Origin of the sequence: Micromonospora sp. NPDC005205, assembly GCF_040608275.1 — a bacterium.
In the GTDB taxonomy this organism is placed as follows: Bacteria; Actinomycetota; Actinomycetes; order Mycobacteriales; family Micromonosporaceae; genus Micromonospora.
Genome location: NZ_JBEXHV010000003.1, coordinates 129,339 through 152,647 on the forward strand (window position 1 = coordinate 129,339; position 23,309 = coordinate 152,647).

A 23,309-nucleotide genomic window follows, 5' to 3' on the forward strand; every position below is an offset into this window, starting at 1 on the left:
CACCTGCGAGCTGCGTCAGGCGGCGGTGGCGCGGACGTACGCCACGCACTCGTCGTGCAGCGTCGACCACTGCTCACCGAACGCCTTCTCGGAGGCCGCCTCGATGGTCCTGCCGTCGTGCACCACGGTCTTGAAGAAGGTGAGCAGCCGCAGCGGCCCGTACCTGTCGACGAGGTGCCGAACGGCCAGGTAGCCGATGCCGTAGCTGGCGGCGACCCGTTCGGCGGAGGCGTCGTCGGCGGGGTTGACGCCCTCCAACTTGCCGTCCCAGCCGCCCCGGACCATCTTGCGCACGTCGGCGATCCCCTCGTACCGGTCGACCGCCTGACCGCCGGCACCGGCGAACTCGGCCAGGCCCTCGACCAACCACCAGGTGAGCTTGCCCGGGTAGCCGCGCTCCGGCAGCGACGCCGCGTGGGTCAGCTCGTGCCGCAGCAGGTCGTCGGTGCCGCTGTTGGTGAGCCCTTCGGCGTTGAGCACCACCTCGTGGTGGCCGCCGCCCACCGTCACCGCGTAACCGCCGGTCCATTCCGGACGTTCCCCGCCGTACCAGCGTTGCCACTCGGTGCGCCCCGCGTAGAAGATCCGGTACCGGTCCGGAGGTGAGCCGGTCACCGCGTACCCGTCGGCGACCTTCGCCGCCGCCTCCGCCTGCGCGAGCAGGCCGGGCAGCTTGCCGCGCAGGGCCGGGGTGGTGGCGACGATGGTCCGCGCGCCGATGGCGACCGCCAGGTTGCTGATCTCCCACGGTCGGGTGCCGGTCTCCACCGACTTGGATTCCTCCATGGCGACCATCCGGGGCTGGTCGCCGTTCTCCCGCCACCGCGTGCCGATCAACACCGGGCTGGGCCGGCAGTTCGGCGTGACGAAGCAGTACTGGAAGCGCACCAGCAGCCGCCACTCGCCGGGCTTGCCGATGATCGGCACGGGCAGGCCACTCGGCTCCGCCCGCCAGCCGGTCACCTTGAGCTCGCGCAGTGCGGCGAAGCGTCGGCGCAGGTCGTTGTGGGCGGCGGGATCGGCGACAGCGAGGAACCCGGCGCGGTCGCCGCCCAGGAGTGCCGCTGACTGCCGGTGGAGCTGGGCGGTGATCCGGTCGGACAGCCCCCGGGCCACGGCGGTGGCCGGGTCGTCGGCCGCCGAGGCGCCGACCCGGCTGACAGTGGCGCGCGAGCCTGTCTCCCGGATCACTCCGACGACGAGCGCCGCCGGCAGGCCGCAGCCCAGCAGCAGGACGACCACCACGAGCACCGTCCACAGCGGCCAGAGCCGCCGCGGTGCTGGCTGCTGCACCTCGTCAGTCACCCGCCGAAGGGTACGACCACTACCTGGACGCGGCGAGGCCGCCCCGGACCGATCGGCCCGGTGGCTCGTTCACCCGCCGGTGCGCGGCCACGAGCGGAACGAGATGTCCATGCTCGCGACCAACTGGTGGTACGAGCGGTCGACGTCACGGGGCAGACCGAAGCCGCCGGCGGCCTCCAGGGTCACGAAGCCGTGCAGGGCGCTGCGCAGCGCGCGGGTCGCGTCCACCGCGTCGTCGCCGGTGAGCCCGTACCCGCGCAGCACCGCGAAGACGGCACCGACGGCCCGTTCGCCGGCCTCGACGTGTTCCGGGTCGGCCGGGTCCGGCACCCGCTGGGTGGTCGGGTAGCGGCCGGGGTGCCGGAGGGCGTAGCCACGGTAGGCGTCCGCCATGGCCCGGAGCGCGTCGCCACCGGAGCGGCCGACGGCGGCGGTGGTCATTTCGGTGGCCAGTTCGGCGGTCGCCAGGGCGGCCAGTTTCTGGGTCAACGCGTCCGCCCCCCGTACGTGCTTGTAGAGGCTGGGCAGCGCCACGCCGAGCCGGCTGGCGAGCGCGGCGAGGGTGAGCTGCTCGAAGCCGACCTCGTCGGCCAGCCGGGCCGCCTCCCGTACGACGGTCTGCTGGTTGAGGCCGACCCTAGGCACCGGCGCACACCGCCAGGAAGCCGAGCAGTTCCTCGGCGGTGCGTTGCGGCCGGTCGGCGTGCGGGTAGTGGCCGGACTCCTCGATCATCCGAGCTTCGGCGGTGCCGAAGAGCCGCCGGGCGGCCCGCGCCTCGGCTCCCGGGTCGGGGAAGTCCGGGTCCTTGGAGCCCATCAGCACCAGCACCGGTTGCCGCACCTGCGGGGCACGGGCGGTCCAGTGCGGCTCGGCCGGTGCGATCACGCCGCGCGTCGCGGCCATCCGACCGGGCTCGCGCAGGTTGGCCACCATCGAGCGGCGGTACGCCGCGTCGTCGACGGGCCGGTGCACCGGGAAGAGGGTGTTGTGGAACATCCCGAACAGTCGAGGGCTGTGCAGCACCGACCACATCGCCATCCGCAGCAGCGGGTTGAGCTTCGGCTGACCGACGAACGCGCCGATCTGCACGATGCCGGTGACCAGTTCGGGTGCGTCGGTGGCGGCGAAGACCACCGCCGCCGCGGCGGACGAGCTGCCGACCAGCACGGCCGGACCAGCGTCGAGGTCGCGGACCACGGCCAGCAGGTCCGCGCCGACCGCCGCCGGGGCGTACGTGGGCCAGCCGGCGCTGGACTCGCCGTGCCCCCGGACGTCGACCGAGGCGACCCGGTGACCGGCGGCCACCAGTAGCGGCACGAGGTGCCGGAAGCTCGCCCTGTTCTCGCCCATGCCGTGCGCGAGGACCACCAACGGCCCCTCGCCCCGCGCCTCGTACGCGATGTGTCCACCGTCCCGCCGCACCTGGCTAGCTGTCATAGCCTTAAAGCTAAGCTGCTTAGCCAAGGTTGGCAAGCCGGATACCCGAAACGGGCCGGCAGTGACCCGAGGGATCACCGCCGGCCCGTCGGCCGAACCGGGGGAACTACTTCTTGGAGATCAGGGCACGGCCGAAGAAGACCAGGTTGGCGGGGCGCTCGGCGAGCCGGCGCATCAGGTAGCCGTACCACTCGTCGCCGTACGGGACGTAGGTGCGCACCGTGTAGCCCTCGCCGGCCAACCGGGCCTGCTCCTCGGGGCGGATGCCGTAGAGCATCTGGAACTCGAAGCGCTCGGGACCCCTGTCGAACCACCGGGCCCGGTCCTCACCGATGGCGATCATCCGCGGGTCGTGGGTGGCCAGCATCGGGTAACCGTCGCCGGACATCAGGATGTTCATGCAGCGCACGTACGACTTGTCCACCTCACGGGCCGACTGGTACGCCACCGACTCCGGCTCCTTGTAGGCGCCCTTGCACAGCCGCACCCGGGACCCGGCCGAGGAGAGCTCCCGGCAGTCCGACTCGGTCCGCCGCAGGTACGCCTGGAGCACCGCGCCGGTCGACGGGAAGTCCTTGCGCAGCCGGCTCAGCACCTCCAACGTCGAGTCGGTGGTGGTGTGGTCCTCCATGTCCAGGGTGACAGTGGTGCCCGCCGCGTCGGCCGCCGCGCAGATCGCCCGCGCGTTGTCGTACGCCAACTGCTCGTCGAACATCTGGCCGAGGGCGGAGAGCTTCACGCTCACCTCGGCGGCCGGGGTGAGCCCAGCGGCACCGAGCATCCTCAGCAGTTTCAGGTATTCGTCCCGGGTGGCGGTGGCCTGCTCGGGGCGGACGGTGTCCTCACCGAGGTGGTCGAGGGTGACCGCGAGGCCGTCGTCGACGAGCCCGCGGGTCGCGCGCAACGCGTCGTCGGTGGCGGCGCCGGCGACGAACCGGCGGACGACGTCCCGGGTGTACGGGGCAGTCGCGACGAGCCGCTCGACCTGGGATGACCGGGAGGCGGCGAGGATGACGGAACGGAGCATGAGCCGAGCGTAACGCCCCTGCGAGGGGCTTCGCCGAGGGGCGGCCGGGCCACCTCGACCCGGGGGCGGGGCGGCGGCGGTGGCGTCGATCGGCTACAACGATGCCGTGGAACAACGCCCCCGCCGCCGACTCCGCTCGGCCTCCGTGCAGCTCGGCGCGCTCACCGCTCTCGCGCTCGCTCTCTCCGGCTGCAACATGACCTCGGACGACGACGATGACGACGACTGCGCCCTCGGGCCGGTCGGCGGCGGCGGCACCGTCGCGCTGGCGATGCGGGTCAGCGACCCGGCCGCCGGTCGCTCCGCCCCGGAGCCGACCACCGCCGCCCTGCCCGAACGCGGTGGATTCGGCACCCACCTCGCCTCCTGCGGCGGCTGACGTGCGCCGCGAGACGGTCACGCCGCGCCCCGACTGGGACGCCACCATCCGGTCGCAGGGTCTGGTCTACGTCGACACCGAGCTGCCCGACGGCGGGATCATGTCGTATTGGGACGAGACCGCCGCGTACGCGTTCGACCTGGACGAGGTGCTGCGGCTGGAGGAGGCCACCGAGGAGCTGCACCGGATGTCGGTGGCCGCCGCCGAGCACGTGGTGACGCAGCGCCGGTACGCCGAGTTCGGCATCCCGGAGTGGGCGGCCGAGGCGGTGGCCCGGTCGCTGCGGGAGGCGCCACCGACCCTGTACGGGCGCTTCGACCTCGCGTACGACGGCACCTGGCCTCCGAAGATGTTGGAGTACAACGCGGACACCCCCACCGCGCTTGTCGAGGCGAGCATCATCCAGTGGTACTGGCTGGAGCAGACCCGGCCGGAGCTGGACCAGTGGAACAGCCTGCACGAGCGACTGGTCGGCGCCTGGGCCAAGATCGGTGCGGGGCTGCACGACCCCCTGGTGCACGTGCTCTGGTCGAACGAGGAGGAGTCCGGCGAGGACCACATGACCGCCGGCTACCTCGCCGAGACCGCCCGGCAGGCCGGTCTGAGCGTCGAGCTCCAACCCATCCAGGAGATCGGCTGGGACGGCCGACGCTTCGTCGACGCCGACGATCGCCCGGTGACCACCTGCTTCAAGCTCTACCCGTGGGAGTGGATGCTGGCCGAGCCGTACGGGCCGGCGGCCCTGGCCCCGGGCACCCCGACCACCTGGATCGAGCCGGCCTGGAAACTGCTGCTCTCCAACAAGGCACTGCTCGCTGTCCTCTGGGAGCTGTACCCCGGCCACGAGCTCCTGCTCCCGGCGTACCTCGACTCGCCGCGCGGCATGACGGAGTACGTCGCCAAGCCGCTGCTCGGCCGCGAAGGCGGTTCGGTACGCATCGTCACCGCCGATGAGGAGATCACCAACCCGGGGATCTACGGCGACGAGGGCTGGTGTTACCAGGAGTTCCGGGCGTTGCCGCAGTTCGCCGGCAACCGGATGGTTCTGGGCAGCTGGATCGTCGACGGCGAGTCGGCGGGCGTGGGCGTGCGGGAGAGCGCCAGTCTGATCACTGACGGCTACGCGCGGTTCCTGCCGCACTACATCGACGCGCCGCGCACCCGCTGAGTCGTCTACCGTTGGGGGTGTGAACTTCGACGCGTACGCCCGGACCGGCGTTGACCTGGTCAACGCCCGCCTGGACGACCTCGACGACCTGCGGGCCCTCTTCCCCGACGAGAACGCCTGGATGCGCGACGAGGTCGCGGACCGGGACGTGGCGATCTTCCGCCGGGCGCAGAAACGGTTGCGCGACGTCTTCGAGTACGGCACCTCGGGGCGGGACGCCCAGGCGGTCACCGAGCTGAACGCGCTGCTCGAGGCGTTCCCGGTGCAGCCGCGCATCTCCGGGCACGACTCCAGCGACTGGCACATGCACGTCACCAGCCGGGGTGCCTCGGTCAGCGCCGAATACCTGGCCGGCGCGGCCTGGGGCCTGTCGGTCTGGCTCTGCGAGTACGGCAGCGCCCGGTTCGGGGTCTGCGCCGACGAGCGGTGCGGCAACGTCTACCTGGACACGTCGTCCAACTGCTGCCGGCGGTTCTGCTCGGAACGCTGCGCCACCCGCTCGCACGTCGCCGCGCACCGGGCCCGTAAGCGGGCGGCGGTCGGCGAGCAGGTGACCGTCGCCCCGCAGCAGACCTCCGCCACCGACTCCCTCTCACCGGTCAGCTGACCGACACCGCCCGATCGTGGGCGGGCGGGTCAGGCGTCGACAGGTGACGGCGCGGTCAGGTGCTGGCGGGCGAACTCCAGCGCGGCGCGCAGGTCCGCCTCGCGCACCGCGCGGCTCTTCGCGCCCCGGGTGGCGACCTCCACCGCCACCGCCCCGGTGAAACCCCGGCCAGCCAGCGAGGAGAGCAGCTCCCCGCAGGGCTGGGTGCCACGCCCGGGCACCAGGTGCTCGTCGCGGCCCTCGCCGGTGCCGTCACCGAGGTGCACGTGCGCCAGCCCGGCGCCCATCCGGTCGGCCATCTCCAGGGGGTCGCTGTGCGAGGCCGCGCAGTGCGACAGATCCAGGGTGTACGACGGGTACCCGGCGTCGGTCGGGTCCCAACCGGGCACGTACGGGACGAACTGCCGGCCCGCCATCCGCACCGGGTACATGTTCTCCACAGCGAAGCGCAGCCCGGTGAACCGGTCCGCGACGGTGGCCAGACCCTCGGCGAAATTGCGCGCGTAGTCGCGCTGCCAGGTGAACGGTGGGTGCACCACGACGGTCGGCGCGCCCAGCGTCTCGGCCAGCTCGGCGGCCTTGCGCAGGCGCTCCCACGGGTCCGGGCTCCACACCCGCTGGGTGACCAGCAGGCAGGGCGCGTGCACCGAGAGCACCGGCACGTCGTAGTGCGCGGAGAGGCCGCGCAGCGCACCCGCGTCCTGGCTGACCACGTCGGTCCAGACCATCACCTCGACGCCGTCGTAGCCGAGCGCCGCGGCCAGTTGGAACGCCGCCGCGGTCGGCTCGGGAAAGACCGACGAGCTGGACAGGAGCACGGGAACGCGGGAAGTCACATCAGCCAGCGTAGCCCGGCAGCGCCGCGGGCATCGTGACGAGCGCCGGCAAACCGGCCGAAACCGGCCGCCGGATCAGATCGGCTCCAGTTGATCGAGTCGACGGAGGATGACGCCCTCCCGCAGCGCCCACGGGCAGATGTCCAGCGAGTCCAGATCCAGGCGGCGCATCACCGCCTCGGCGACCACGGCACCGGCCAGCAACTGGTGGGCCCGACCCGCGCTGACCCCCTCCAACTCCATCAACTGCGCCGGCGGGATGTGCCTGATGAAACCGATCACCTGCCGCAGACCGGCCCGGGTGAGGCTGCGTCGCGCCCACAGCCCGGCACCGGACGGGGCGGCCCCGGCAAGTCGGGCCAGCGTGCGGAACGTTTTCGAGGTGGCCACCGTCCGGTCCCAGCCGACCTGGGTGATCTGGTCGACGACCTTGTCCAGCCGGCTGTCCACGTACTCCCGGAGCTTCTCGACGGCCTCCGCCGACGGCGGGGCCGCGCTGGCCGGGTCGACCCGCAGCCGCTCGCGGGTCAGCCGGCCGGCACCGAGCGGCAGGGAGACCGCGACGTCCGGGTCCTCGTCGATGCCGGCGGCGATCTCCAACGAGCCGCCACCGATGTCGAGCACCAGCAGCCGGCCGGCCGACCAGCCGAACCACCGCCGGACGGCCAGGAACGTCGACCGCGCCTCGTCCGCCCCGGAGAGCACCGCCAGGCGTACGCCGGTCTCGTCCCGGACCCGGGCCAGCACCTCGGCCGCGTTCGTGGCGTCGCGCACCGCGGACGTGGCGAAAGCGATCAGGTCGGCGGCCTCCAGCCCGGCGGCCGCCGCCTTGGCCATGCCCACGGCCTTGACCAGGCCGTCGGCGCCCGCCTCGGTCAGCTCGCCGTCGGGGCCGATCTGCTCGGCCAGCCGGAGCACCACCTTCTCGGAGTGCGCAGGCCACGGGTGCGCGCCGTGGTGCGCGTCCACCACGAGGAGATGCACCGTGTTGGATCCGACGTCGAGGACACCCAGTCGCATGGTGAAGACAGTAGGCGCAACACGTTTGCGCGGCTCACCGGCCTGCGGACGTCACCGCGCGTACGCTGGGCCGAGTGACGATGGAGCTCCGTGTGCTGGTGGACGACCCGGGTGACCCGCGCAGCCGCGAGGTGCCCCTGGACTTCCCTCGGGAATGGATCGAGTTCACCGACCCGGCCGACGAGACGCACCTGATCCGGGCCGACCTGACCTGGCTGCTCTCCCGCTGGACCTGCATCTTCGGCAAGGGCTGCCACGGCATCATCGCCGGCCGGGCCGCCGACGGGTGTTGCTCGCACGGCGCGTTCTTCACCGACTCGGACGACGAGAAGCGGGTTCGCAACGCCGTCCGGCGGCTCACCCCGTCGACCTGGCAGCACTTCCGGCGCGGGTTCAAGAACTGGACCGACGAGGACACCATCGACGGCAAGAACGCGGCCCGCCGCACCGCCACCCAGAGCCCCGACGCTCCGTGCGTGTTCCTCAACGACGCCGACTTCGCCGGCGGTGGCGGTTGCGCCCTGCACGCCCAGGCGCTGCGCGACGGGGTGCACCCGTTGGAATACAAGCCGGACGTCTGCTGGCAACTGCCGATCCGCCGCGATCAGGACTGGGTGAAGCGGCCGGACGACAGCAAGGTGCTGGTCTCCACCCTGTCCGAGTTCGACCGGCGGGGCTGGGGAGCCGGCGGGCACGACCTGGACTGGTGGTGCACCTCCTCGACGGACGCGCACGTCGGCACCGAGCCGATGTACCTGTCGTACGCCCCGGAGTTGACCGCGCTGATCGGCGCTGCCGCCTACGGGCGGCTGGCCGAGCTGTGCGCTACCAGGACGAAGCAGGGCATGATCGCCCCGCACCCGGCCGACCAACTCTAGCGGATCTTGGTAGCATTCCTGCTACCATTTTTGGCATGGCCATGACACTGCGACTTGACGACGACCGTGAACGGCGACTCCGTCTCGTTGCGGACGAAGAGGCACGGTCGATGCACGCCGTCATCGTCACCGCGATCGACGACTACCTGGCACGGCGGAACGCCAAGGAGTTCGGCGGCCTCGCAGACGAGATCATCGAGCGTCACGCCGCGTTGCTCGCTCGCCTGGCGGAGTGATGACGGAAATCCGTTACCCCACGCTCGCTGACGTGGCGGGCATCGCCCGGAAGCTGGGCGTGGGGATCAGGGACGCCGGGCTGGTGGAGTCGGCGGTAGCTCGGCCACAGACCAACCTGTTCGGCGAAGACGCCTACCCGGATGTGTGGACAAAGGCCGCGGCACTGCTCCACTCCCTGGTCAACAACCATCCGTTCGTGGACGGCAACAAGCGGATCGGCTGGATCGTCGCCATCGCCTTCCTGCTCCAGAACGGCGCCGTCACCATCGCTCAACTCGACGACACCAACCAGGACATCGCGCACGACCTGGTCATTGGCGTGGCCGAGAGCCGCCTCACGGAGGTGGCGGAGATCGCCGCAGCCTTACGCAAGCTGTTCTGACCCGCGTCCGGCGGTCGTCGCTCAGCGCAGGGCGTCGTCGACAAGCGTGCGAGCGCTGCGCTGGGCCGCGTCGGCGATCAGGGGGTCGCCGTCCAGCACCCCGGCGACGAGCCCGCCGTCCAACAGCAGGGTGAGCTGCTGGGCGAGCAGTTCCGGGTCGGCCGCGCCCGCCCGGCGGGCCAGCTCGGTCACCCAGGCACGGACCACTGTCTTGTGCTCGACCGTCCGGGCGTGCACCGGCCCAGCGGCGGACGACTCGGCCGCGGTGTTGATGAACGCGCAGCCGTGGTAGCCCTCCCGGCGACAGGCGCCGGTCAGCGCGTCGAACATCCCCACCAGTTGGTCGCGTGGCTCGTCGCCGGCATCCCGGGCCGCGGACCGCAACGCGCCGAACCACGCCTGGTCGACCCGATCGAGGTACGCCAGCACGAGGTCGTCCTTGCGCGGGAAGTGCTTGTAGAGCGTCGCCTTGGCCACGCCCGACTCGGCGATCACCGTGTCCACCCCCACGCCGCGCGGCCCGTGCGCGTAGAAGAGCCGGAACGCGGTGTCCAGGATCCGGTCCCTGGCCGAGCCGGCCGGAGTGCGGGGCGCGGGCATCGGTGCTCCCTCGTTCTGCTGATGACAGCCCTGATCCTATAGACGGCTTCGTCTACGGAGGCAGTGCCCTCGGCTCCGGCGACCCCGCGAGGGCCGCGCGACTACGGCACGACGGCCTCGCGACGACCTCGCGGACGAGGGGCGGGACATGGGTCCGGGGCGCTTTGGAGCTGAATCGCTTGTGACATCAGCGGAAGACACCGACTGGCGGCGGCGGATGACTCGTTTGTGACATCAGCTCCAAAGGACTGCCAACCGCACTGCCGCCCCTCCGGGCGTCCAGTGAGGGCTGCACGCCGACACCTCTGCGACTCGACGGGAGGGCTGCGGTAGACAGACCTGTCTGTTAGCCTGCTTGCGATCGGCACGAGCCGATTCGATGCCCCGACGGAGGATCGATCGACATGCGTATCGCAGTTCTCGGCACCGGCTCGGTCGGTCGAGCCATCGCCGCCCGCACGGCGGAGTTGGGTCATCAGGTGACCATCGGCACCCGCGACGTCGCGGCCATCCGGGCCGGCGACCACGCTCACTGGGCGGCGCAGCACCCCGAGGTCGGCCTGGCGACCCTCGCCGAAGCCGCAGGCGGCGCCGAGCTGGTGGTGAACGCCACAAACGGCAACGGCTCGCTCCCGGCACTGGCCGCAGCCGGCGCACCGAACCTGGCCGGCAAGGTTCTGCTCGACATCGCCAACCCGCTCGACTTCGGTGCGGGTTTTCCACCCACCCTGTCGGTGCTCAACACCGACTCCCTCGCCGAACGCATCCAGCGCGAGTTTCCACAGACCAGGGTGGTCAAATCCCTCAACACGGTGACCGCCGAGCTGATGGTGCACCCGCATCAGCTCGCCGAAGGTGCGCACAGTGTCTTCGTCTCCGGCGACGACGCGGAGGCCAAGCGGATCGTCACCGGACTGCTCGTCAGCTTCGGCCACACCGACGTGATCGACCTCGGCGACCTCTCCACCGCGCGGGGCACCGAGATGCTGCTGCCGCTCTGGTTGCGGCTCTACGGTCGACTCGACACCGCGAACTTCAACATCAAGGTCGTCCGCTGACCGAGCGGAAACAGCCCGAAGGGGGCCTGCGTCGAGCGCAGACCCCCTTCGCGTACGCCGATCACGGCTCGAACTTGTAGCCCAGACCCCGCACCGTGACGATGAAGCGCGGCGCGGACGGCTCCGGTTCGATCTTGGAGCGCAGCCGCTTGACGTGCACGTCGAGCGTCTTGGTGTCACCCACGTAGTCGGCGCCCCAGACCCGGTCGATGAGCTGGCCGCGGGTGAGCACCCGGCCCGCGTTGCGCAGCAGCAGCTCCAGCAACTCGAATTCCTTCAGCGGCAGCTGCACTGCCCCGCCGTCGACTGTCACCACGTGCCGCTCGATGTCCATCCGCACCGGGCCGGCGGCGAGCGTCGGCGCACCCGCCTCGGCCGCCTCCGGGCTCTGCCGGCGCAGCACCGCCCGGATCCGGGCGACAAGCTCCCGCGGCGAGTACGGCTTCGTGACGTAGTCGTCGGCGCCGATCTCCAGCCCGACCACCTTGTCGATCTCGCTGTCCCGGGCGGTGACCATGATGATCGGCACGGCGGAGCGCTGCCGCAGTTGCCGGCAGACCTCGGTCCCCGACATCTCGGGCAACATCAGGTCGAGCAGCACGATGTCGGCGCCGGTCCGGTCGAACTCGGTGAGGGCGTCGGTGCCGGTCGCGGCGACCGAAACCTCAAAGCCCTCCTTACGGAGCATGTACGACAAGGCGTCGGAGAACGACTCCTCGTCCTCGACCACGAGAACGCGGCTCAACGGGGATTTCCTTTCCATCTGCTGTCAGACCTGCCGTAGCCCAGTCGGACCGGACTCGATCCCAACCGGCGGCAGTGTCGCCAGGAGGTCATCCGGTGGACTGGCGGGCAGCCGGAGGGTGAACGTCGATCCACCACCAAGAGTGCTCGACACCTCGACCCGTCCGCCATGGTTGCTCGCAATGTGTTTCACGATCGCCAGGCCGAGCCCGGTGCCGCCGGTGGCACGCGAGCGGGCCTGGTCGGCCCGGTAGAACCGCTCGAAGATCCGGTCCACGTCGGTGGGGGCGATACCGATGCCCTGGTCGGCGACGGCGACCTCGACGTGCTCGTCGTCGCCCCGCAGGGTCACCCGCACCGTGGTGTCCTCGCCCGAGTAGTTGATGGCGTTCTCCACCAGGTTCGCCACCGCCGTGGCGAGTTGGGAGTCGCTGCCGTACACGGTCAGGCCACGTTGCCCGTCCACGGTCACCGCGACACCCCGGGCGGAGGCCGTGGTGCGGGTCCGGTCGACCACCTCGGCGATCACCCAGTCCAGCGCGACCGGTTCCGGTGGCGGCTGCGGCTCAGCCCCCTGCAACCGGGTCAGTTCCAGCAACTCCTGCACCAGCCGACCCAGCCGGGTCGACTCGTGCTGGATCCGTTCGGCGAACCGACGGGCGGCCACCAGGTCCTCGGAGAGGTCGGGCGCCGCGGCGTCGGCCGGCTCGGTCGCGTCCAGCAACGCCTCGGCGAGCAGTTGCAGGGCACCGATCGGGGTCTTCAGCTCGTGGCTCACGTTCGCCACGAAGTCGCGTCGTACCCGGGTCAGCCGGTGCGACTCGGTCACGTCGACCGCCTCGACCGCGATGAACCCGTTGCCGAGACCCATTGCCCGCAGGTGCACGCCGAGCGGGTTCTCCCCCGCGCTGTCGCGGCCTCGGGGCAGGTCCAGCTCGATCTCGCGCCGTACGCCGGTGCGTCGCACCTGCCCGGCGAGGGTACGGATCAGCGGGTGCGCGGCGATGGAGCCGGGTGTGCTGCCGGTACGCAGCAGCCCCATCGCGCGGGCGGCCGGGTTGATCAGAACGGGGACATCGTCGTTGTCCAGAACCACGACACCGGCCCGGAGGGAATCGATCGTCCGACGACCGAGCCCGGCCTGCTGCTCGTCGACTATCGCGGGCCTCCCCCTGTTCCAGCGGAAGCTGACGCTCCCCGTCGACGTGGAGCGACCGTCCCGCCTCGGCAGGAACCGGGGCAGCAGCAAGCCGGCGGCCATCCCGGCCACCAACGCCACGGCCACCACGACCGCCACCGTCCACTCCACCCGGCGATCGTAGGGTCATTGTTAACCTGGCTACCACACAGAACGGGACGAACTACCCTCACTTACGGAAGTGTTCACCCCCACGTCTGGCGTCGTTCACCGTGGTTCATCCGGGATCCGTCCGAGCGCCCTACCGTTGGCGTCGCACCTGCTCAACCCCCTGCGCCGGCACCCGTCGGCGGCGACCGACCACAGGACGTGATGATGCGCGACGAGTTCCGGGCCGACCTCCAGATCGTCAGCCAACTGCTGGTGGACATGGCGGAGGGCGTCCGCGCCGCCATGCGCCAGGCCACCCGGGCCCTGCTCACCGCCGACCGGCAGGCCGCCGAGACGGTCATCGAGCGGGACGCCGAGATCGACGACCTCTACCGGCACGTCGAGGAGCGGGTCTGTGACCTGCTCGCCCGACAGGCGCCGGTCGCCTCCGACCTCCGGGCGATGATCACCGCGCTGCACGTGGCCGCTGATCTGGAGCGGATGGGCGACCTCGCCGAGCACGTGGCGAAGACCGCGCTGCGCCGGCACCCCTCTCCCGCCGTCCCGGCCGAACTGCGAACGGTCTTCACCGAGATGTCCGAGATCGCCGACCGGATGGCCGTCAAGATCGGTTCGGTGCTGGCGAAGCCCGACGCCGACCTCGCCGGCGAGCTGGACCGCGACGACGACGCCATGGACGAGCTGCACAAGAACCTGTTCGCCGTGCTGCTCGGCGACGACTGGCCGTACGGGGTGGAGACGGCGATCGACGCCACCCTGCTGGGCCGCTTCTACGAGCGCTTCGCCGACCACGCGGTGAACGCCGGCGAGCACGTGATCTACCTGATCACCGGGGAGAGCGCGCCCAGCAGTAACTGACCGGCAGGCAGGGGGCCCCTCACCATCGCTGTTCGCGATGACGAGGGGCCCCCTTTTTCTGGTGGCTCAGCTCTTGGTGGCTCAGCGCCCCTGGTTGGCCACCGCCGCGGCGGCTGCCTTCGCGGCGGTCGGGTCGAGGTAGGTGCCGCCCAGGGTGAGCGGACGCAGCTGCGGGTCGAGGTCGTAGCGCAGCGGGATGCCCGTCGGGATGTTCAGCTTGGCGATCGCCTCGTCGGAGATCTGGTCGAGGTGCTTGACCAGGGCGCGCAGCGAGTTGCCGTGCGCGGCCACCAGCACCGTCCGGCCGGCCAGGATGTCCGGCACGATCGAGTCGTACCAGTAGGGCAGCATCCGGTCGACGACGTCCTTGAGGCACTCGGTGCGCGGCATCAGCTCGGTCGGCAGCAGCGCGTAGCGCGGGTCACCCACCTGCGACCACTCGTCGTTGTCGTCGATCGGCGGCGGCGGCGTGTCGTACGACCGGCGCCAGAGCATGAACTGCTCCTCGCCGTACTCGTCGAGGGTCTGCTTCTTGTCCTTGCCCTGCAGGGCGCCGTAGTGCCGCTCGTTGAGCCGCCACGACCGGCGCACGGCGATCCAGTGCCGGTCGGCGGCGTTGAGCGCCAGCTCGGCGGTGCGGATCGCCCGGCGCATCAGGCTGGTGTGCACGACGTCCGGCAGCAGGCTGTGCTCGCGCATCAGCTCGCCGCCGCGCCGCGCCTCGCCCTCGCCCTTCGCGGTCAGGTCGACGTCCACCCAGCCGGTGAAGAGGTTCTTGGCATTCCAGTCGCTCTCACCGTGTCGCAGCAGGACCAGCGTCCCGACGGTGGGCCCTTCGCTCGCAGTCATGCGGATCATCCTGCCTCAACCGCCCGGCGGACACGCGGGCAGCCGTCGTGACGACCACCACGTGAAAAAGCTGATGACCAGCGGATCCGGCCGCCACTAGGGTTGTAAGGCACGCCAGTCAGATCGGTCATTACTTGCAAGCGGGGCGCCATATGCGGACGATGCGGAGTTGGTTCCGGGACACCACCGGCGGCTTACCGACCACCTTCTGGTACCTGTGGTCGGGCACCCTGATCAACCGACTCGGCTCGTTCGTCCTCGTCTTCCTCGCCATCTACCTGACCCAGGAACGTGGCTTCTCGGCCTCGCAGGCCGGCCTGGTGATCGGCCTCTGGGGTGTCGGCGGGGCGTTCGGCACCACCGTTGGCGGCACCCTCGCCGACCGGTGGGGCCGCCGTCCGACGCTGCTCACCGCCCACGTGGGCGCGGCGGCCATGATGCTCGGGCTCGGGCTGGCCCGGGATCTCTGGGCGGTGGCGCTGGGCGCGCTGCTGCTCGGCATGTTCGCCGAGGCGGCCCGGCCCGCATTCGGGGCGATGATGATCGACGTGGTGCCGGCGAAGGACCGGCTGCGCGCCTTCTCGCTCAACTACTGGGCGATCAACCTCGGTTTCGCCTGCGCCGCCGTCCTCGCCGGCCTCGCCGCCCAGGCCGACTACCTGCTGCTGTTCGTGGTCGACGCCGCCACCATGCTGATCACCGCGTTGATCATCTTCAGCAAGGTGCCGGAGACCCGACAGGCCGGCCCCGCCACCGCCGTCACGGCAGCGGCTCCGCGCGGCGCCCTGCGCACCATCCTCAACGACCGGGTCTACCTCGGCTTCGTGGCACTCAACCTGTTCGCCGCGCTGGTGTTCCTTCAACACATCTCGATGCTGCCGATCGCGATGGGCGACGACGGTCTGAGTCCCGCCACCTACGGCACGGTGATCGCGCTCAACGGCATCCTCATCGTGGTCGGCCAGCTCTTCGTGCCCCGACTGATCCTGGGTCGGAGCCGCTCACACGTGCTCGCGCTGGCGTCAGTGGTGATGGGGGTGGGGTTCGGACTGACGGCGTTCGCCGGCACCCCCTGGTTCTACGGGCTGACCGTGCTGATCTGGACGGTCGGCGAGATGCTGAACTCGCCCTCCAACTCCACGCTGATCGCCGAGTTGTCCCCGGCCGAACTGCGCGGGCGCTACCAGGGTGTGTTCTCCCTCTCGTGGCAGATCGCCGGGGCCAGCGCGCCGATCCTCGGTGGCCTGGTGCGCGAGCACGCCGGAAACGACACCCTCTGGTACGGCTGCGCCGCGCTCGGCCTGCTGACCGCGGTGGCCCACCTGGTGTCCGGGCCGGCCCGGGAACGGCGTGCGACAGCGCTGCGCCACTCCGGCGAGGCACTGGCACCGACGACCGTCTCCCGCGCGGCACAGCCCGCCGAGGCGTAACGAGTGGCGCGGCGGTGCCGGTTTTCCTACTGTGCAGGTTGAATAGTTAACAACCTGAACTGTCGGGAGGTCGGGTGCACGCCCTGCGGCGCTGGTGGCACGACACCGCAGGCGGACTACCCGCCACCTTCTGGTACCTCTGGGCCGGCCTGCTGATCAACCGGGCCGGCGCGTTCGCCATGCTCTTCCTCTCGCTCTACCTCACCGACGTACGCGGCGCGAGCGAGGCGCTGGCCGGCACCGTGGTCGGCGCGTACGGGGCCGGGGGGGCAGCCGGCGTGCTGCTCGGCGGGGTGCTCGCCGACCGGTGGGGCCGCCGGGCGACCCTGCTCGCCGCGCACCTGGCCACTGTCGGCCTGATGGTGGCACTGGCCTTCACCCGACCCCTGCTGCTGATCGCGGTGCTCTCCGCGCTGATCGGCGTGGTCCACTCGATGCCCAGCCCGGCGTTCGTGGCGGCGATCGTCGACGTGGTGCCCGCCGAACGCCGCTCGCGCGCGTTCAACCTTCAGTTCTGGGCGTTCAACCTGGGCATGGCGGTCGCCTCGCTGCTCGCCGGGGTGCTGGCCGAGGCGAGCTTCACCGCGCTCTTCCTGGTCGACGCGGGCGCCACACTGACCGCCGCCGCCGTGATCGCCTGGAAGGTGCCCGAAACTCTGCGGCTGGCCCAGCCAGCGGCCGGACCCGCGCCCACCACCAGCGCGGCACCGAAATCCGTCCGGGCCCGTCGGCCCGGACTGCACACCGCGCTCACCGACCGCACCTTCCTGATCTTCGTCGGGCTCACCTTCGTGCTGGCCGTACTCACCATGCAGACGTCGACCATCATGCCGCTGGCCATGCGCGCGGACGGCCTGGGCCCATCGGCGTACGGGCTGGTGGTGGCGCTCGGCGGCGCGCTGATCGTGGTCGGGCAGTTGTTCGTGCCCCGGCTGATCGACAGGCACCGCAAGGACGTGGTGCTGGCCGCCTCCACGGCGCTGCTCGCGCTCGGTTTCGGGGCGCTCGCCATCGCCGACGAACTGGCCATCTACCTGGGTGCCGCTGTGGTCTGGACGGTCGGCTCGATGCTCGCCGCCCCGCCCAACGCGCAGATCAACGCGGACCTGGCGCCACCGCTGCTGCGAGCCCGCTACCAGTCGGTCTTCTACCTGACGTTCCCCGCCGCGGCGTTCGTCGCGCCCACCCTCGGCGGGGTGAGCCTCCAGCACCTCGGCGATCGGCACTGGCTGATCGTGGGCGGGCTGGGTCTGCTGGCCGCGCTCGGACACCTGCTCGCCGGACCACCCCGGGAGCGGCACGTCGCCGCGCTGCGCCGGGTTGTCGACCCGGAGCCGACAACCGACGCGGACCGCGTACCGATCGGATGACCGACGCAAAGCGCCCACCACGTCCCTGAGGTCGTGGTGGGCGCTCGAAGGCGGGGCCGGCGGCGGCGGGCAACACTCACCCCCGTAAGCATCGCCCGCTCACGCCGCCGGTCCAAACAGGTGGGAACCGTCCCCCAACGGTTATTCCACCCGTCCCCTCGCGCCTCGTCTGGTGCGCGGATCTGATCGATCCGCCGCTCCCCCGAACGTTTCCAAACGTGGCGCGGTGCAATAAAGCTAGTTCGCCCGGATTCTGGATTCAACCCAGAACGGCTGTCTCGCCGGTCACAACTGACGAGTATCCGCTGCTCCAGCCTCGTCCGTTGGCAACAGCCGGGTACCCGTCGGCCATTCCCGCAAACACCTCAACCGTCTTCCCGATCGGGTGACTCGGTCCGGAAGAAGCTGCTCTGACGGCCGTTCCGCAACTGTTCCTGATAAATCAGGTTCAGCCGCCGCAGGTCAAACGTGTAGAACCACTCATCCCAGGTGATCTCGCGAATCCGGCCACTTTCCCGGTATCCGGGAATGTTGAAGGTCAACACACCCGCCCGGCCATCCCGCTCGGTGCCGGCGATGGTCGCCGGCTTGGCCCCACGTTCCCGGGCCCACCGCTGGATCACCTCGTGGTTCGCCGTGATCAAACTCCGTCCCGGCCGCTCCGGCCGGTCCGTGATCGACGAGATCACCTGCGAACTGCGAACCGACCGCCCCGTACCCCGTCCGGTCCGGATCCCGCCGGCCGCCGTCCCGCCACCGGCCGACGGCGTCAACGTGCGCTTGGCCGCCGCGCTCTTGGCCGGTGCGGTGCGCTTCGCTGTCGTACGCTTCGCCGCCGCGCCCTTGGCCGGTGCGGTGCGCTTCGTCGCCGCGCTCTTGGCCGGCGTCGCGCGCTTCGCTGCCGGCCGCGCCGGCGCCTTCTTCGCCGGTGCCTTGCGCGCGGGCGCCGTACGCGCCGTCGCTGTCTTGCGGGCCGCCGTGCTCTTCCGCGCCGCAGCGGTCTTCCGGGCGGCGGTGGTCCTGCTCGCGGCCGTGGTCCTGCTCGCGGCCGTGGTCTTGCGGGCGGCCGTGGTCTTGCGGGCGGCCGTCGACGTCGCCGCTGTGGTCCTCTTCGCGGCCGTCGCCTTCTTCGCAGGTGCCCTCTTCACCGCCGCCGTCGACTTCCGCCCGGCTGTCGCCTTCGTAGCGGCGGCCCGCTTCGCGGGCGCGCTCTTGTTCGCCGGCGCGGCCTTCGCGCGGCTCGACGCCGGCCTGGCCGCCGACTTCCTGGTGGCGGCGGCCCGACCCGCCGACGCCCTGGTGCCGGCGGCCCGACCCGACGGGCCCGTGCTGCTCCGACCCGCGCCGGCCCGCATCGAACGCACCAACTGTTTCACCAGCTCCGGCTTGCGCAGAGCGGAGATCCCGGAGACGCCGCGTTTGCGCAGCTGCCCACGGATATCGTCCACCCGCATCCGGGAAATCTCCGACTCGGAGACTCCGGGCGTACCCGGCGTCTGATTGCCGGCCTGTCGCTTCGTCCTGGTCGCAGTCGCGCCGCGACCTGAGCTGTTCCGCTGAGCCATGGGACGCTCCGCTCCTTGGCACTCCGTCATCGGCGCGCGGGGGTCCCTTGCCGCACCGCGCGGAGCGGCATACCCGTCAGGAGCACTCCGAACCACCGCCAACTCGCCGTAGCGCCCCGCCCGCGCCGATCTTGCGTTTTCGGTCGCGGAAAAGCGAGGAATGCCCCCCTACGTCGGGACAGTAAGTGCAAGATCGCGGCTGAACAAGGTCGATCATGGAGTTGTGGTGCCCGTTTTAGTGTGATGCGAGGACTTTGTCACCCACCACAACTCCATGATCGGCGGGGCGGGGTGCGCGGGGCGGCGGGGTGCGGCGGGGCGGGGTGCGCGAGGCGGGGCGGGGTCAGGTTGGGTCGGGGGCGGGGGCGGTGGCGGAGGGTTCGAAGAGGTGGGCGAAGGCGGCCAGGTTGGCTGTCGACTCGCCCCGCTTCACCCGCCACTCGTACTCACGCCGGATCGAACTGCCGAAGCCGATCTCCAGCATCGTGTCGAACGACTCGTCGGCGTACGTGAGTACCGCGCCGAACAGTCGGTCCAACTCGTCGGCGTCCACGCCGGCCGGGTTGACCCGACCGGTGAGGTACACGTCGCCGACCGCGTCGGTGGAGAAGGAGACGCCGTACATCCGGGCGTTGCGCTGCAACAGCCAGGCCCACAGCTCCTCGCGGCGCTCGTCCGGCTGGCGCATCACGAACGCCTCGATCCGCAGCGCGTGCTCGCCGACGATCAGGTTGCAGATCGTCTTGAGTTTGTGGGTGCCTGGCAGCGTCACCGCGTACGAGCCGGGGCCGGTCGACTCCCAGGCCAGGTCCCGCTCGGCGCAGACCGATTCGATCAGGGTCGCAAGATCGCTCTTCGGGCTCACCGGACCCACTCTACGACCGACCCGGCTCACGCACCCGGTGACAACCGGGCCCCGGGGGTCACCAGGAGCAGGAGAGCGCCGGGCCACCCGCCAGGTCCGCCGCGAGCCGGGCTCGGTGCCCGGCGATGGCCTCGCCGTAGACCCCGAGCAGGCCAGCGACCGTGCGTTCCCAGGAGAAGTGCCGGGCGTGCTGCTCGGCACCTCGGGCCAGCACCGACCGCAGCGCCCGGTTCGGCAGCAGGCTGCCCATCGCACGGGCCCAGTCGACCGGGTCGTGACCATCGATCAGTACGCCACTGACCTGGTCCCGCACGGCGGTGACCAGCCCTCCGACGGCGGCGGCCAGCACCGGCGTACCGCAGGCCTGCGCCTCCAGGGCGACCAGCCCGAACGACTCGTTGTGCGACGGCACCGCGACCAGGTCCGCCGCCCGGTACAGGGCCGGAAGGTCGTCCCCGGTGAGCGGCGGCAGGAACCGCACCCCGTCGCTGACGCCGAGCTTGGCGGCCAACTCGATCAGGGCGGTTGGCCGATCCAGCCCACTGCCGCTGGGTCCGCCGCAGATCACCACGGTCACCTGATCGGCCAGCGCCGGATCGCGCTCCCGCAACGCGGCGATCGCGCGGATCAGCACGTCGGGGGCCTTGAGCGGCTGGATCCGACCGACGAAGGCAACCACGTACCCGTCGACTGGAAGCCCCAGCCGGCGACGGCCCTGGCGGGCGGCCGCGGACCTGTCGCCCGGCGCGGGCCGGAACCGGGCCAGGTCGACACCCGGCTGCACGACGGACACCCGGGTCGGGTCGGCGTCGTACCGGTCGAGCAGGTCGCTGGCCTCGACCCGGGTGTTGGCGACCAGCCGGTCCGCCTCGGCGACGACCTGTTCCTCGCCGATGACCCGGGCCTTGGGCTCCGGCCGGTCCCCGGCCGCGAGCTGGGCGTTCTTGACCTTCGCGAGGGTGTGCGCGGTGTGCACCAGCGGCACCCCCCAGCGCTCCTTGGCCAGCCAACCGACCTGGCCGGAGAGCCAGTAGTGGGAGTGGATCAGGTCGTAGTGGCCGGGCGGACGGGACGCCTCGGCGCGCAGCACCCCGGCGGTGAAGGCGCAGAGCTGACCGGGCAGCTCCTCCTTGGTGAGGCCCTCCAGGGGGCCGGAGGTGATGTGTCGAACCTGCACGCCGGGCGCCATCTCGACCACCGGGGGGAGGTCACCGGAGGTGGCCCGGGTGAAGATCTCCACCTCCACGTTGGCCTCGGCGAGACGCCGGGCGACTTCGAGGATGTAGACGTTCATCCCCCCGGCATCACCCGTGCCGGGCTGATGCAGGGGGGAGGTGTGTACCGACAGGGTCGCGATGCGGCGAGGCCGGGGCCACGGTTGGGCACCTCGCTGACGCCCGACACCGGTGTGCATTTCCGCCACATCCGCTCCTTCTTCACGGTTGATGCCGTCTCGCACGACCGGCGCTTCTCGGTCAACCTGTACGCCGGACGTCATCTTCCCCATCGGGCTTCGGAAATTCCCCGGCGCGGCCCCTCGGCGTGACGGACCTCATCACCGAACACGCGCCCAGGACTGCCGCACGCCCGGTCGGGGCGGGTCGTACGCCCGGGGTGACAATGTCGGGATGACCTCAGTCGCCATCGTCACCGGAGCGTCCAGCGGAATCGGCGCGGCCACCGCCCGCCGGCTCGCCGCCGAGGGCTTCCACGTGCTCGCCGCCGCCCGCCGCGCCGAACGGCTCACCGAGCTGGTCGCCGACATCACCGCCGCCGGTGGGCAGGCCACCGCCGTGACCTGCGACGTCACCTCGGACGAGTCGGTGGCCCGGCTGGCCGAGGCCGCCGCCCAGGCACCCGGGCCGGTCACCCTGCTGGTCAACAACGCCGGCGGAGCACGCGGGCTGGACCCGGTGGAGTCCGGCTCGGTCGCCGACTGGCAGTGGATGTACGACGTGAACGTCCTCGGCACCCTGCGGGTCACCCAGGCGCTGCTGCCGGCGCTGGAAGCCTCCGGCTCCGGCACCATCGTGGTGGTCTCCTCCACCGCCGGCCTGACCGTGTACGAGGGCGGGGGCGGCTACACCGCCGCGAAGCACGCGCAGACCGCCATCGCCGGCACGCTCCGCCTGGAGCTGTGCGGCCGGCCGCTGCGGGTCATCGAGATCGACCCGGGCATGGTGAAGACCGACGAGTTCGGACTGGTCCGCTTCGAGGGCGACGCGGAACGGGCCGCAGCCGTCTACGCCGGGGTGCCGGGGCCGCTGGTCGCCGAGGACGTCGCCGACTGCATCGCCTGGTGCGCCACCCGTCCCGAGCACGTCAACATCGACCGGCTGGTGGTCCGGCCCAGGGCACAGGCCGCCCAGCACAAGGTGCACCGGATCTAGCAATGCTGCGCGAGCAGTGAGCCGGGTTCGCGCGCCCCGCAGTCGCGAACGGAGATTGACCTTGAGGTCGACATGAGCCCTGCGGCGCGGCGCCGGCCGGTCGGCGTGGTCACGCGCGGCACGACGAACCCGAACCGGCTCCGTCGGGTCGACAACTGGATCGTCGCCACCTGCGCCGACCGGTTGTTGACGGCGGACGACCCCCTGGTGGTCGACCTCGGCTACGGCGCCACCCCGGTGACCGCTGTGGAGTTGCGCGCTCGACTGGCGGCCGGGGTCCGCCCGGACGTACGGCTGGTCGGGTTGGAGATCGACGCGGCCCGGGTGGCGGCCGCGGCGCCAGCCGCCGACCCACCCGGGCTGACATTCGCCCGGGGTGGGTTCGAGTTGGCCGGGCTCCGGCCGGTGCTGGTCCGCGCGTTCAACGTGCTGCGACAGTACGACGAGAGCGAGGTCGCCGAAGCCTGGCAGTCGATGACCGCCGCGCTCGCTCCCGGCGGAGCGCTCGTCGAGGGCACATGTGACGAGTTGGGGCGGCTCGCCAGTTGGCTGCTGATCGACGCCGACGGCCCGCGGACACTGACCCTGGCCGCGAAGCTCACCACGCTGGGCAGCCCTGCCGAGCTGGCCGAGCGGCTACCCAAGGCGCTGATCCACCGCAACGTTCCGGGTGAGCCGGTGCACGCGCTGATCCGCGCCCTGGACGACGCCTGGCAGGCCGCCGCCCCGTACGCCACCTTCGGCCCCCGCCAACGTTGGCTGCACGCGGTGACCCGCCTCCGCGAAACCGGCTGGCCCATCCTCGGCAACCCCACTCGCTGGCGCCAGGGCGAACTAACCCTCCCCTGGCCCCTCCCCTAACCGCCCCGCCCCTCGCCCCGCCCCGCCCGTCGCCCGTCGCCCGTCGCCCGTCGCCCGTCGCCCGTCGCCCGTCGATCATGGAGTTGTGGTGGGTGCTTTAACCATCTAGAAGGCAAATGTCCCCCACCACAAC

At 71.3% G+C, this 23,309-nt stretch carries 26 protein-coding genes; 13 read left to right on the forward strand and 13 right to left on the reverse strand.

The window, feature by feature from the left end; all coding sequences use genetic code 11:
- Window positions 1-15 precede the first annotated feature (15 nt).
- The 4 genes from ABZU43_RS07930 to ABZU43_RS07945 all read right to left on the reverse strand — a co-directional run bounded on the left by ABZU43_RS07930 (window position 16) and on the right by ABZU43_RS07945 (window position 3,770).
- A complete protein-coding gene (locus tag ABZU43_RS07930; RefSeq protein WP_355005763.1) occupies window positions 16-1,305 on the reverse strand; it encodes a hypothetical protein in 1,290 nt (429 codons plus the stop codon).
- 69 nt (window positions 1,306-1,374) lie between these two features.
- The gene (locus tag ABZU43_RS07935) at window positions 1,375-1,950 is read right to left on the reverse strand and encodes a WHG domain-containing protein (protein ID WP_355005764.1); all 576 of its coding nucleotides are present in this window, start codon (window positions 1,948-1,950) and stop codon (window positions 1,375-1,377) included.
- The gene (locus tag ABZU43_RS07940; RefSeq protein WP_355005765.1) at window positions 1,943-2,743 is read right to left on the reverse strand and encodes an alpha/beta hydrolase; all 801 of its coding nucleotides are present in this window, start codon (window positions 2,741-2,743) and stop codon (window positions 1,943-1,945) included. The genes ABZU43_RS07935 and ABZU43_RS07940 overlap by 8 nt, the downstream gene beginning before the upstream one ends.
- 106 nt (window positions 2,744-2,849) lie before the next feature.
- Entirely contained in the window at window positions 2,850-3,770 is a 921-nt protein-coding gene (locus tag ABZU43_RS07945; protein ID WP_355005766.1) for a proline dehydrogenase family protein, read from the reverse strand.
- 106 nt (window positions 3,771-3,876) lie between these two features.
- Between ABZU43_RS07945 and ABZU43_RS07950 the strand changes: the two genes are divergently transcribed.
- Genes ABZU43_RS07950 through ABZU43_RS07960 form a run of 3 tightly spaced genes read left to right on the forward strand, consistent with a single transcriptional unit; the run spans window position 3,877 to window position 5,924 of the window.
- Complete coding sequence (locus ABZU43_RS07950) at window positions 3,877-4,149, forward strand: hypothetical protein (protein ID WP_355005767.1); 273 nt, start codon at window positions 3,877-3,879, stop codon at window positions 4,147-4,149.
- A 1-nt stretch (window position 4,150) separates the two neighbouring features.
- Window positions 4,151-5,317, forward strand: a complete 1,167-nt coding sequence (locus ABZU43_RS07955; protein WP_355005768.1) for a glutathionylspermidine synthase family protein — start codon at window positions 4,151-4,153, stop codon at window positions 5,315-5,317.
- Window positions 5,318-5,336: 19 nt separating this feature from the next.
- Entirely contained in the window at window positions 5,337-5,924 is a 588-nt protein-coding gene (locus ABZU43_RS07960) for a CGNR zinc finger domain-containing protein (protein ID WP_355005769.1), read from the forward strand.
- A gap of 29 nt (window positions 5,925-5,953) precedes the next feature.
- Here ABZU43_RS07960 and ABZU43_RS07965 read toward each other — a convergent pair whose 3' ends face one another.
- Together ABZU43_RS07965 and ABZU43_RS07970 are read right to left on the reverse strand one after the other, a co-directional pair.
- Complete coding sequence (locus tag ABZU43_RS07965; RefSeq protein ID WP_355005770.1) at window positions 5,954-6,760, reverse strand: sugar phosphate isomerase/epimerase; 807 nt, start codon at window positions 6,758-6,760, stop codon at window positions 5,954-5,956.
- Between the two features lie 75 nt (window positions 6,761-6,835).
- On the reverse strand, window positions 6,836-7,780 hold the full coding sequence (locus ABZU43_RS07970) for a Ppx/GppA phosphatase family protein (RefSeq protein ID WP_355005771.1): 945 nt from the start codon (window positions 7,778-7,780) through the stop codon (window positions 6,836-6,838).
- Window positions 7,781-7,860: 80 nt separating this feature from the next.
- Here ABZU43_RS07970 and ABZU43_RS07975 point away from each other — a divergent pair, with 80 nt between their 5' ends.
- Genes ABZU43_RS07975 through ABZU43_RS07985 form a run of 3 tightly spaced genes read left to right on the forward strand, consistent with a single transcriptional unit; the run spans window position 7,861 to window position 9,277 of the window.
- Window positions 7,861-8,658 (forward strand): hypothetical protein, encoded by a 798-nt coding sequence (locus tag ABZU43_RS07975; protein WP_355006079.1) that lies wholly within the window; start codon window positions 7,861-7,863, stop codon window positions 8,656-8,658.
- A gap of 35 nt (window positions 8,659-8,693) precedes the next feature.
- Window positions 8,694-8,894 (forward strand): hypothetical protein, encoded by a 201-nt coding sequence (locus ABZU43_RS07980; RefSeq protein ID WP_355005772.1) that lies wholly within the window; start codon window positions 8,694-8,696, stop codon window positions 8,892-8,894.
- A complete protein-coding gene (locus ABZU43_RS07985) occupies window positions 8,894-9,277 on the forward strand; it encodes a type II toxin-antitoxin system death-on-curing family toxin (protein WP_355005773.1) in 384 nt (127 codons plus the stop codon). The genes ABZU43_RS07980 and ABZU43_RS07985 overlap by 1 nt, the downstream gene beginning before the upstream one ends.
- Before the next feature lie 21 nt (window positions 9,278-9,298).
- On the opposite strand, the gene ABZU43_RS07990 is transcribed toward ABZU43_RS07985, so the two are convergent.
- Window positions 9,299-9,877, reverse strand: a complete 579-nt coding sequence (locus tag ABZU43_RS07990; RefSeq protein ID WP_355005774.1) for a TetR/AcrR family transcriptional regulator — start codon at window positions 9,875-9,877, stop codon at window positions 9,299-9,301.
- A gap of 404 nt (window positions 9,878-10,281) precedes the next feature.
- Here ABZU43_RS07990 and ABZU43_RS07995 point away from each other — a divergent pair, with 404 nt between their 5' ends.
- Entirely contained in the window at window positions 10,282-10,935 is a 654-nt protein-coding gene (locus tag ABZU43_RS07995; protein WP_355005775.1) for an NAD(P)-binding domain-containing protein, read from the forward strand.
- 61 nt (window positions 10,936-10,996) lie between these two features.
- Here the strand turns inward: ABZU43_RS07995 and ABZU43_RS08000 are convergent, their stop codons facing one another.
- A complete protein-coding gene (locus ABZU43_RS08000) occupies window positions 10,997-11,680 on the reverse strand; it encodes a response regulator transcription factor (protein WP_328369886.1) in 684 nt (227 codons plus the stop codon).
- Window positions 11,681-11,704: 24 nt separating this feature from the next.
- Entirely contained in the window at window positions 11,705-12,988 is a 1,284-nt protein-coding gene (locus tag ABZU43_RS08005) for an ATP-binding protein (protein ID WP_355005776.1), read from the reverse strand.
- 204 nt (window positions 12,989-13,192) lie between these two features.
- Here ABZU43_RS08005 and phoU point away from each other — a divergent pair, with 204 nt between their 5' ends.
- The gene (phoU, locus tag ABZU43_RS08010) at window positions 13,193-13,846 is read left to right on the forward strand and encodes a phosphate signaling complex protein PhoU (protein ID WP_091403559.1); all 654 of its coding nucleotides are present in this window, start codon (window positions 13,193-13,195) and stop codon (window positions 13,844-13,846) included.
- A gap of 81 nt (window positions 13,847-13,927) precedes the next feature.
- Here the strand turns inward: phoU and ABZU43_RS08015 are convergent, their stop codons facing one another.
- Window positions 13,928-14,695 (reverse strand): phosphoglyceromutase, encoded by a 768-nt coding sequence (locus ABZU43_RS08015; protein ID WP_355005777.1) that lies wholly within the window; start codon window positions 14,693-14,695, stop codon window positions 13,928-13,930.
- A gap of 152 nt (window positions 14,696-14,847) precedes the next feature.
- On the opposite strand from ABZU43_RS08015, the gene ABZU43_RS08020 reads away from it, so the two are divergent.
- The gene (locus tag ABZU43_RS08020; protein ID WP_355005778.1) at window positions 14,848-16,125 is read left to right on the forward strand and encodes an MFS transporter; all 1,278 of its coding nucleotides are present in this window, start codon (window positions 14,848-14,850) and stop codon (window positions 16,123-16,125) included.
- Window positions 16,126-16,199: 74 nt separating this feature from the next.
- Window positions 16,200-17,495: an MFS transporter gene (locus ABZU43_RS08025; RefSeq protein ID WP_355005779.1), complete on the forward strand. Its 1,296-nt coding sequence runs from the start codon at window positions 16,200-16,202 to the stop codon at window positions 17,493-17,495.
- A 365-nt stretch (window positions 17,496-17,860) separates the two neighbouring features.
- Here the strand turns inward: ABZU43_RS08025 and ABZU43_RS08030 are convergent, their stop codons facing one another.
- From ABZU43_RS08030 to mshA, 3 genes are all read right to left on the reverse strand, one after another.
- Window positions 17,861-18,949, reverse strand: a complete 1,089-nt coding sequence (locus ABZU43_RS08030; RefSeq protein ID WP_355005780.1) for a hypothetical protein — start codon at window positions 18,947-18,949, stop codon at window positions 17,861-17,863.
- 454 nt (window positions 18,950-19,403) lie between these two features.
- The gene (locus ABZU43_RS08035; protein WP_355005781.1) at window positions 19,404-19,925 is read right to left on the reverse strand and encodes a YbjN domain-containing protein; all 522 of its coding nucleotides are present in this window, start codon (window positions 19,923-19,925) and stop codon (window positions 19,404-19,406) included.
- Window positions 19,926-19,983: 58 nt separating this feature from the next.
- A complete protein-coding gene (gene mshA, locus ABZU43_RS08040) occupies window positions 19,984-21,348 on the reverse strand; it encodes a D-inositol-3-phosphate glycosyltransferase (RefSeq protein WP_355005782.1) in 1,365 nt (454 codons plus the stop codon).
- Here mshA and ABZU43_RS08045 point away from each other — a divergent pair.
- The 3 genes from ABZU43_RS08045 (at window position 21,304) to ABZU43_RS08055 (ending at window position 23,176) form a co-directional block, all read left to right on the forward strand.
- Window positions 21,304-21,471: a hypothetical protein gene (locus ABZU43_RS08045; protein WP_355006098.1), complete on the forward strand. Its 168-nt coding sequence runs from the start codon at window positions 21,304-21,306 to the stop codon at window positions 21,469-21,471. The genes mshA and ABZU43_RS08045 overlap by 45 nt on opposite strands.
- An 82-nt stretch (window positions 21,472-21,553) precedes the next feature.
- Window positions 21,554-22,315 carry an SDR family oxidoreductase gene (locus ABZU43_RS08050; protein ID WP_355005783.1) on the forward strand — a complete coding sequence of 254 codons (762 nt, stop codon included), beginning with the start codon at window positions 21,554-21,556 and terminating at the stop codon, window positions 22,313-22,315.
- 72 nt (window positions 22,316-22,387) lie between these two features.
- A complete protein-coding gene (locus ABZU43_RS08055) occupies window positions 22,388-23,176 on the forward strand; it encodes a class I SAM-dependent methyltransferase (protein WP_355005784.1) in 789 nt (262 codons plus the stop codon).
- The last annotated feature ends 133 nt before the right edge of the window (window positions 23,177-23,309 follow it).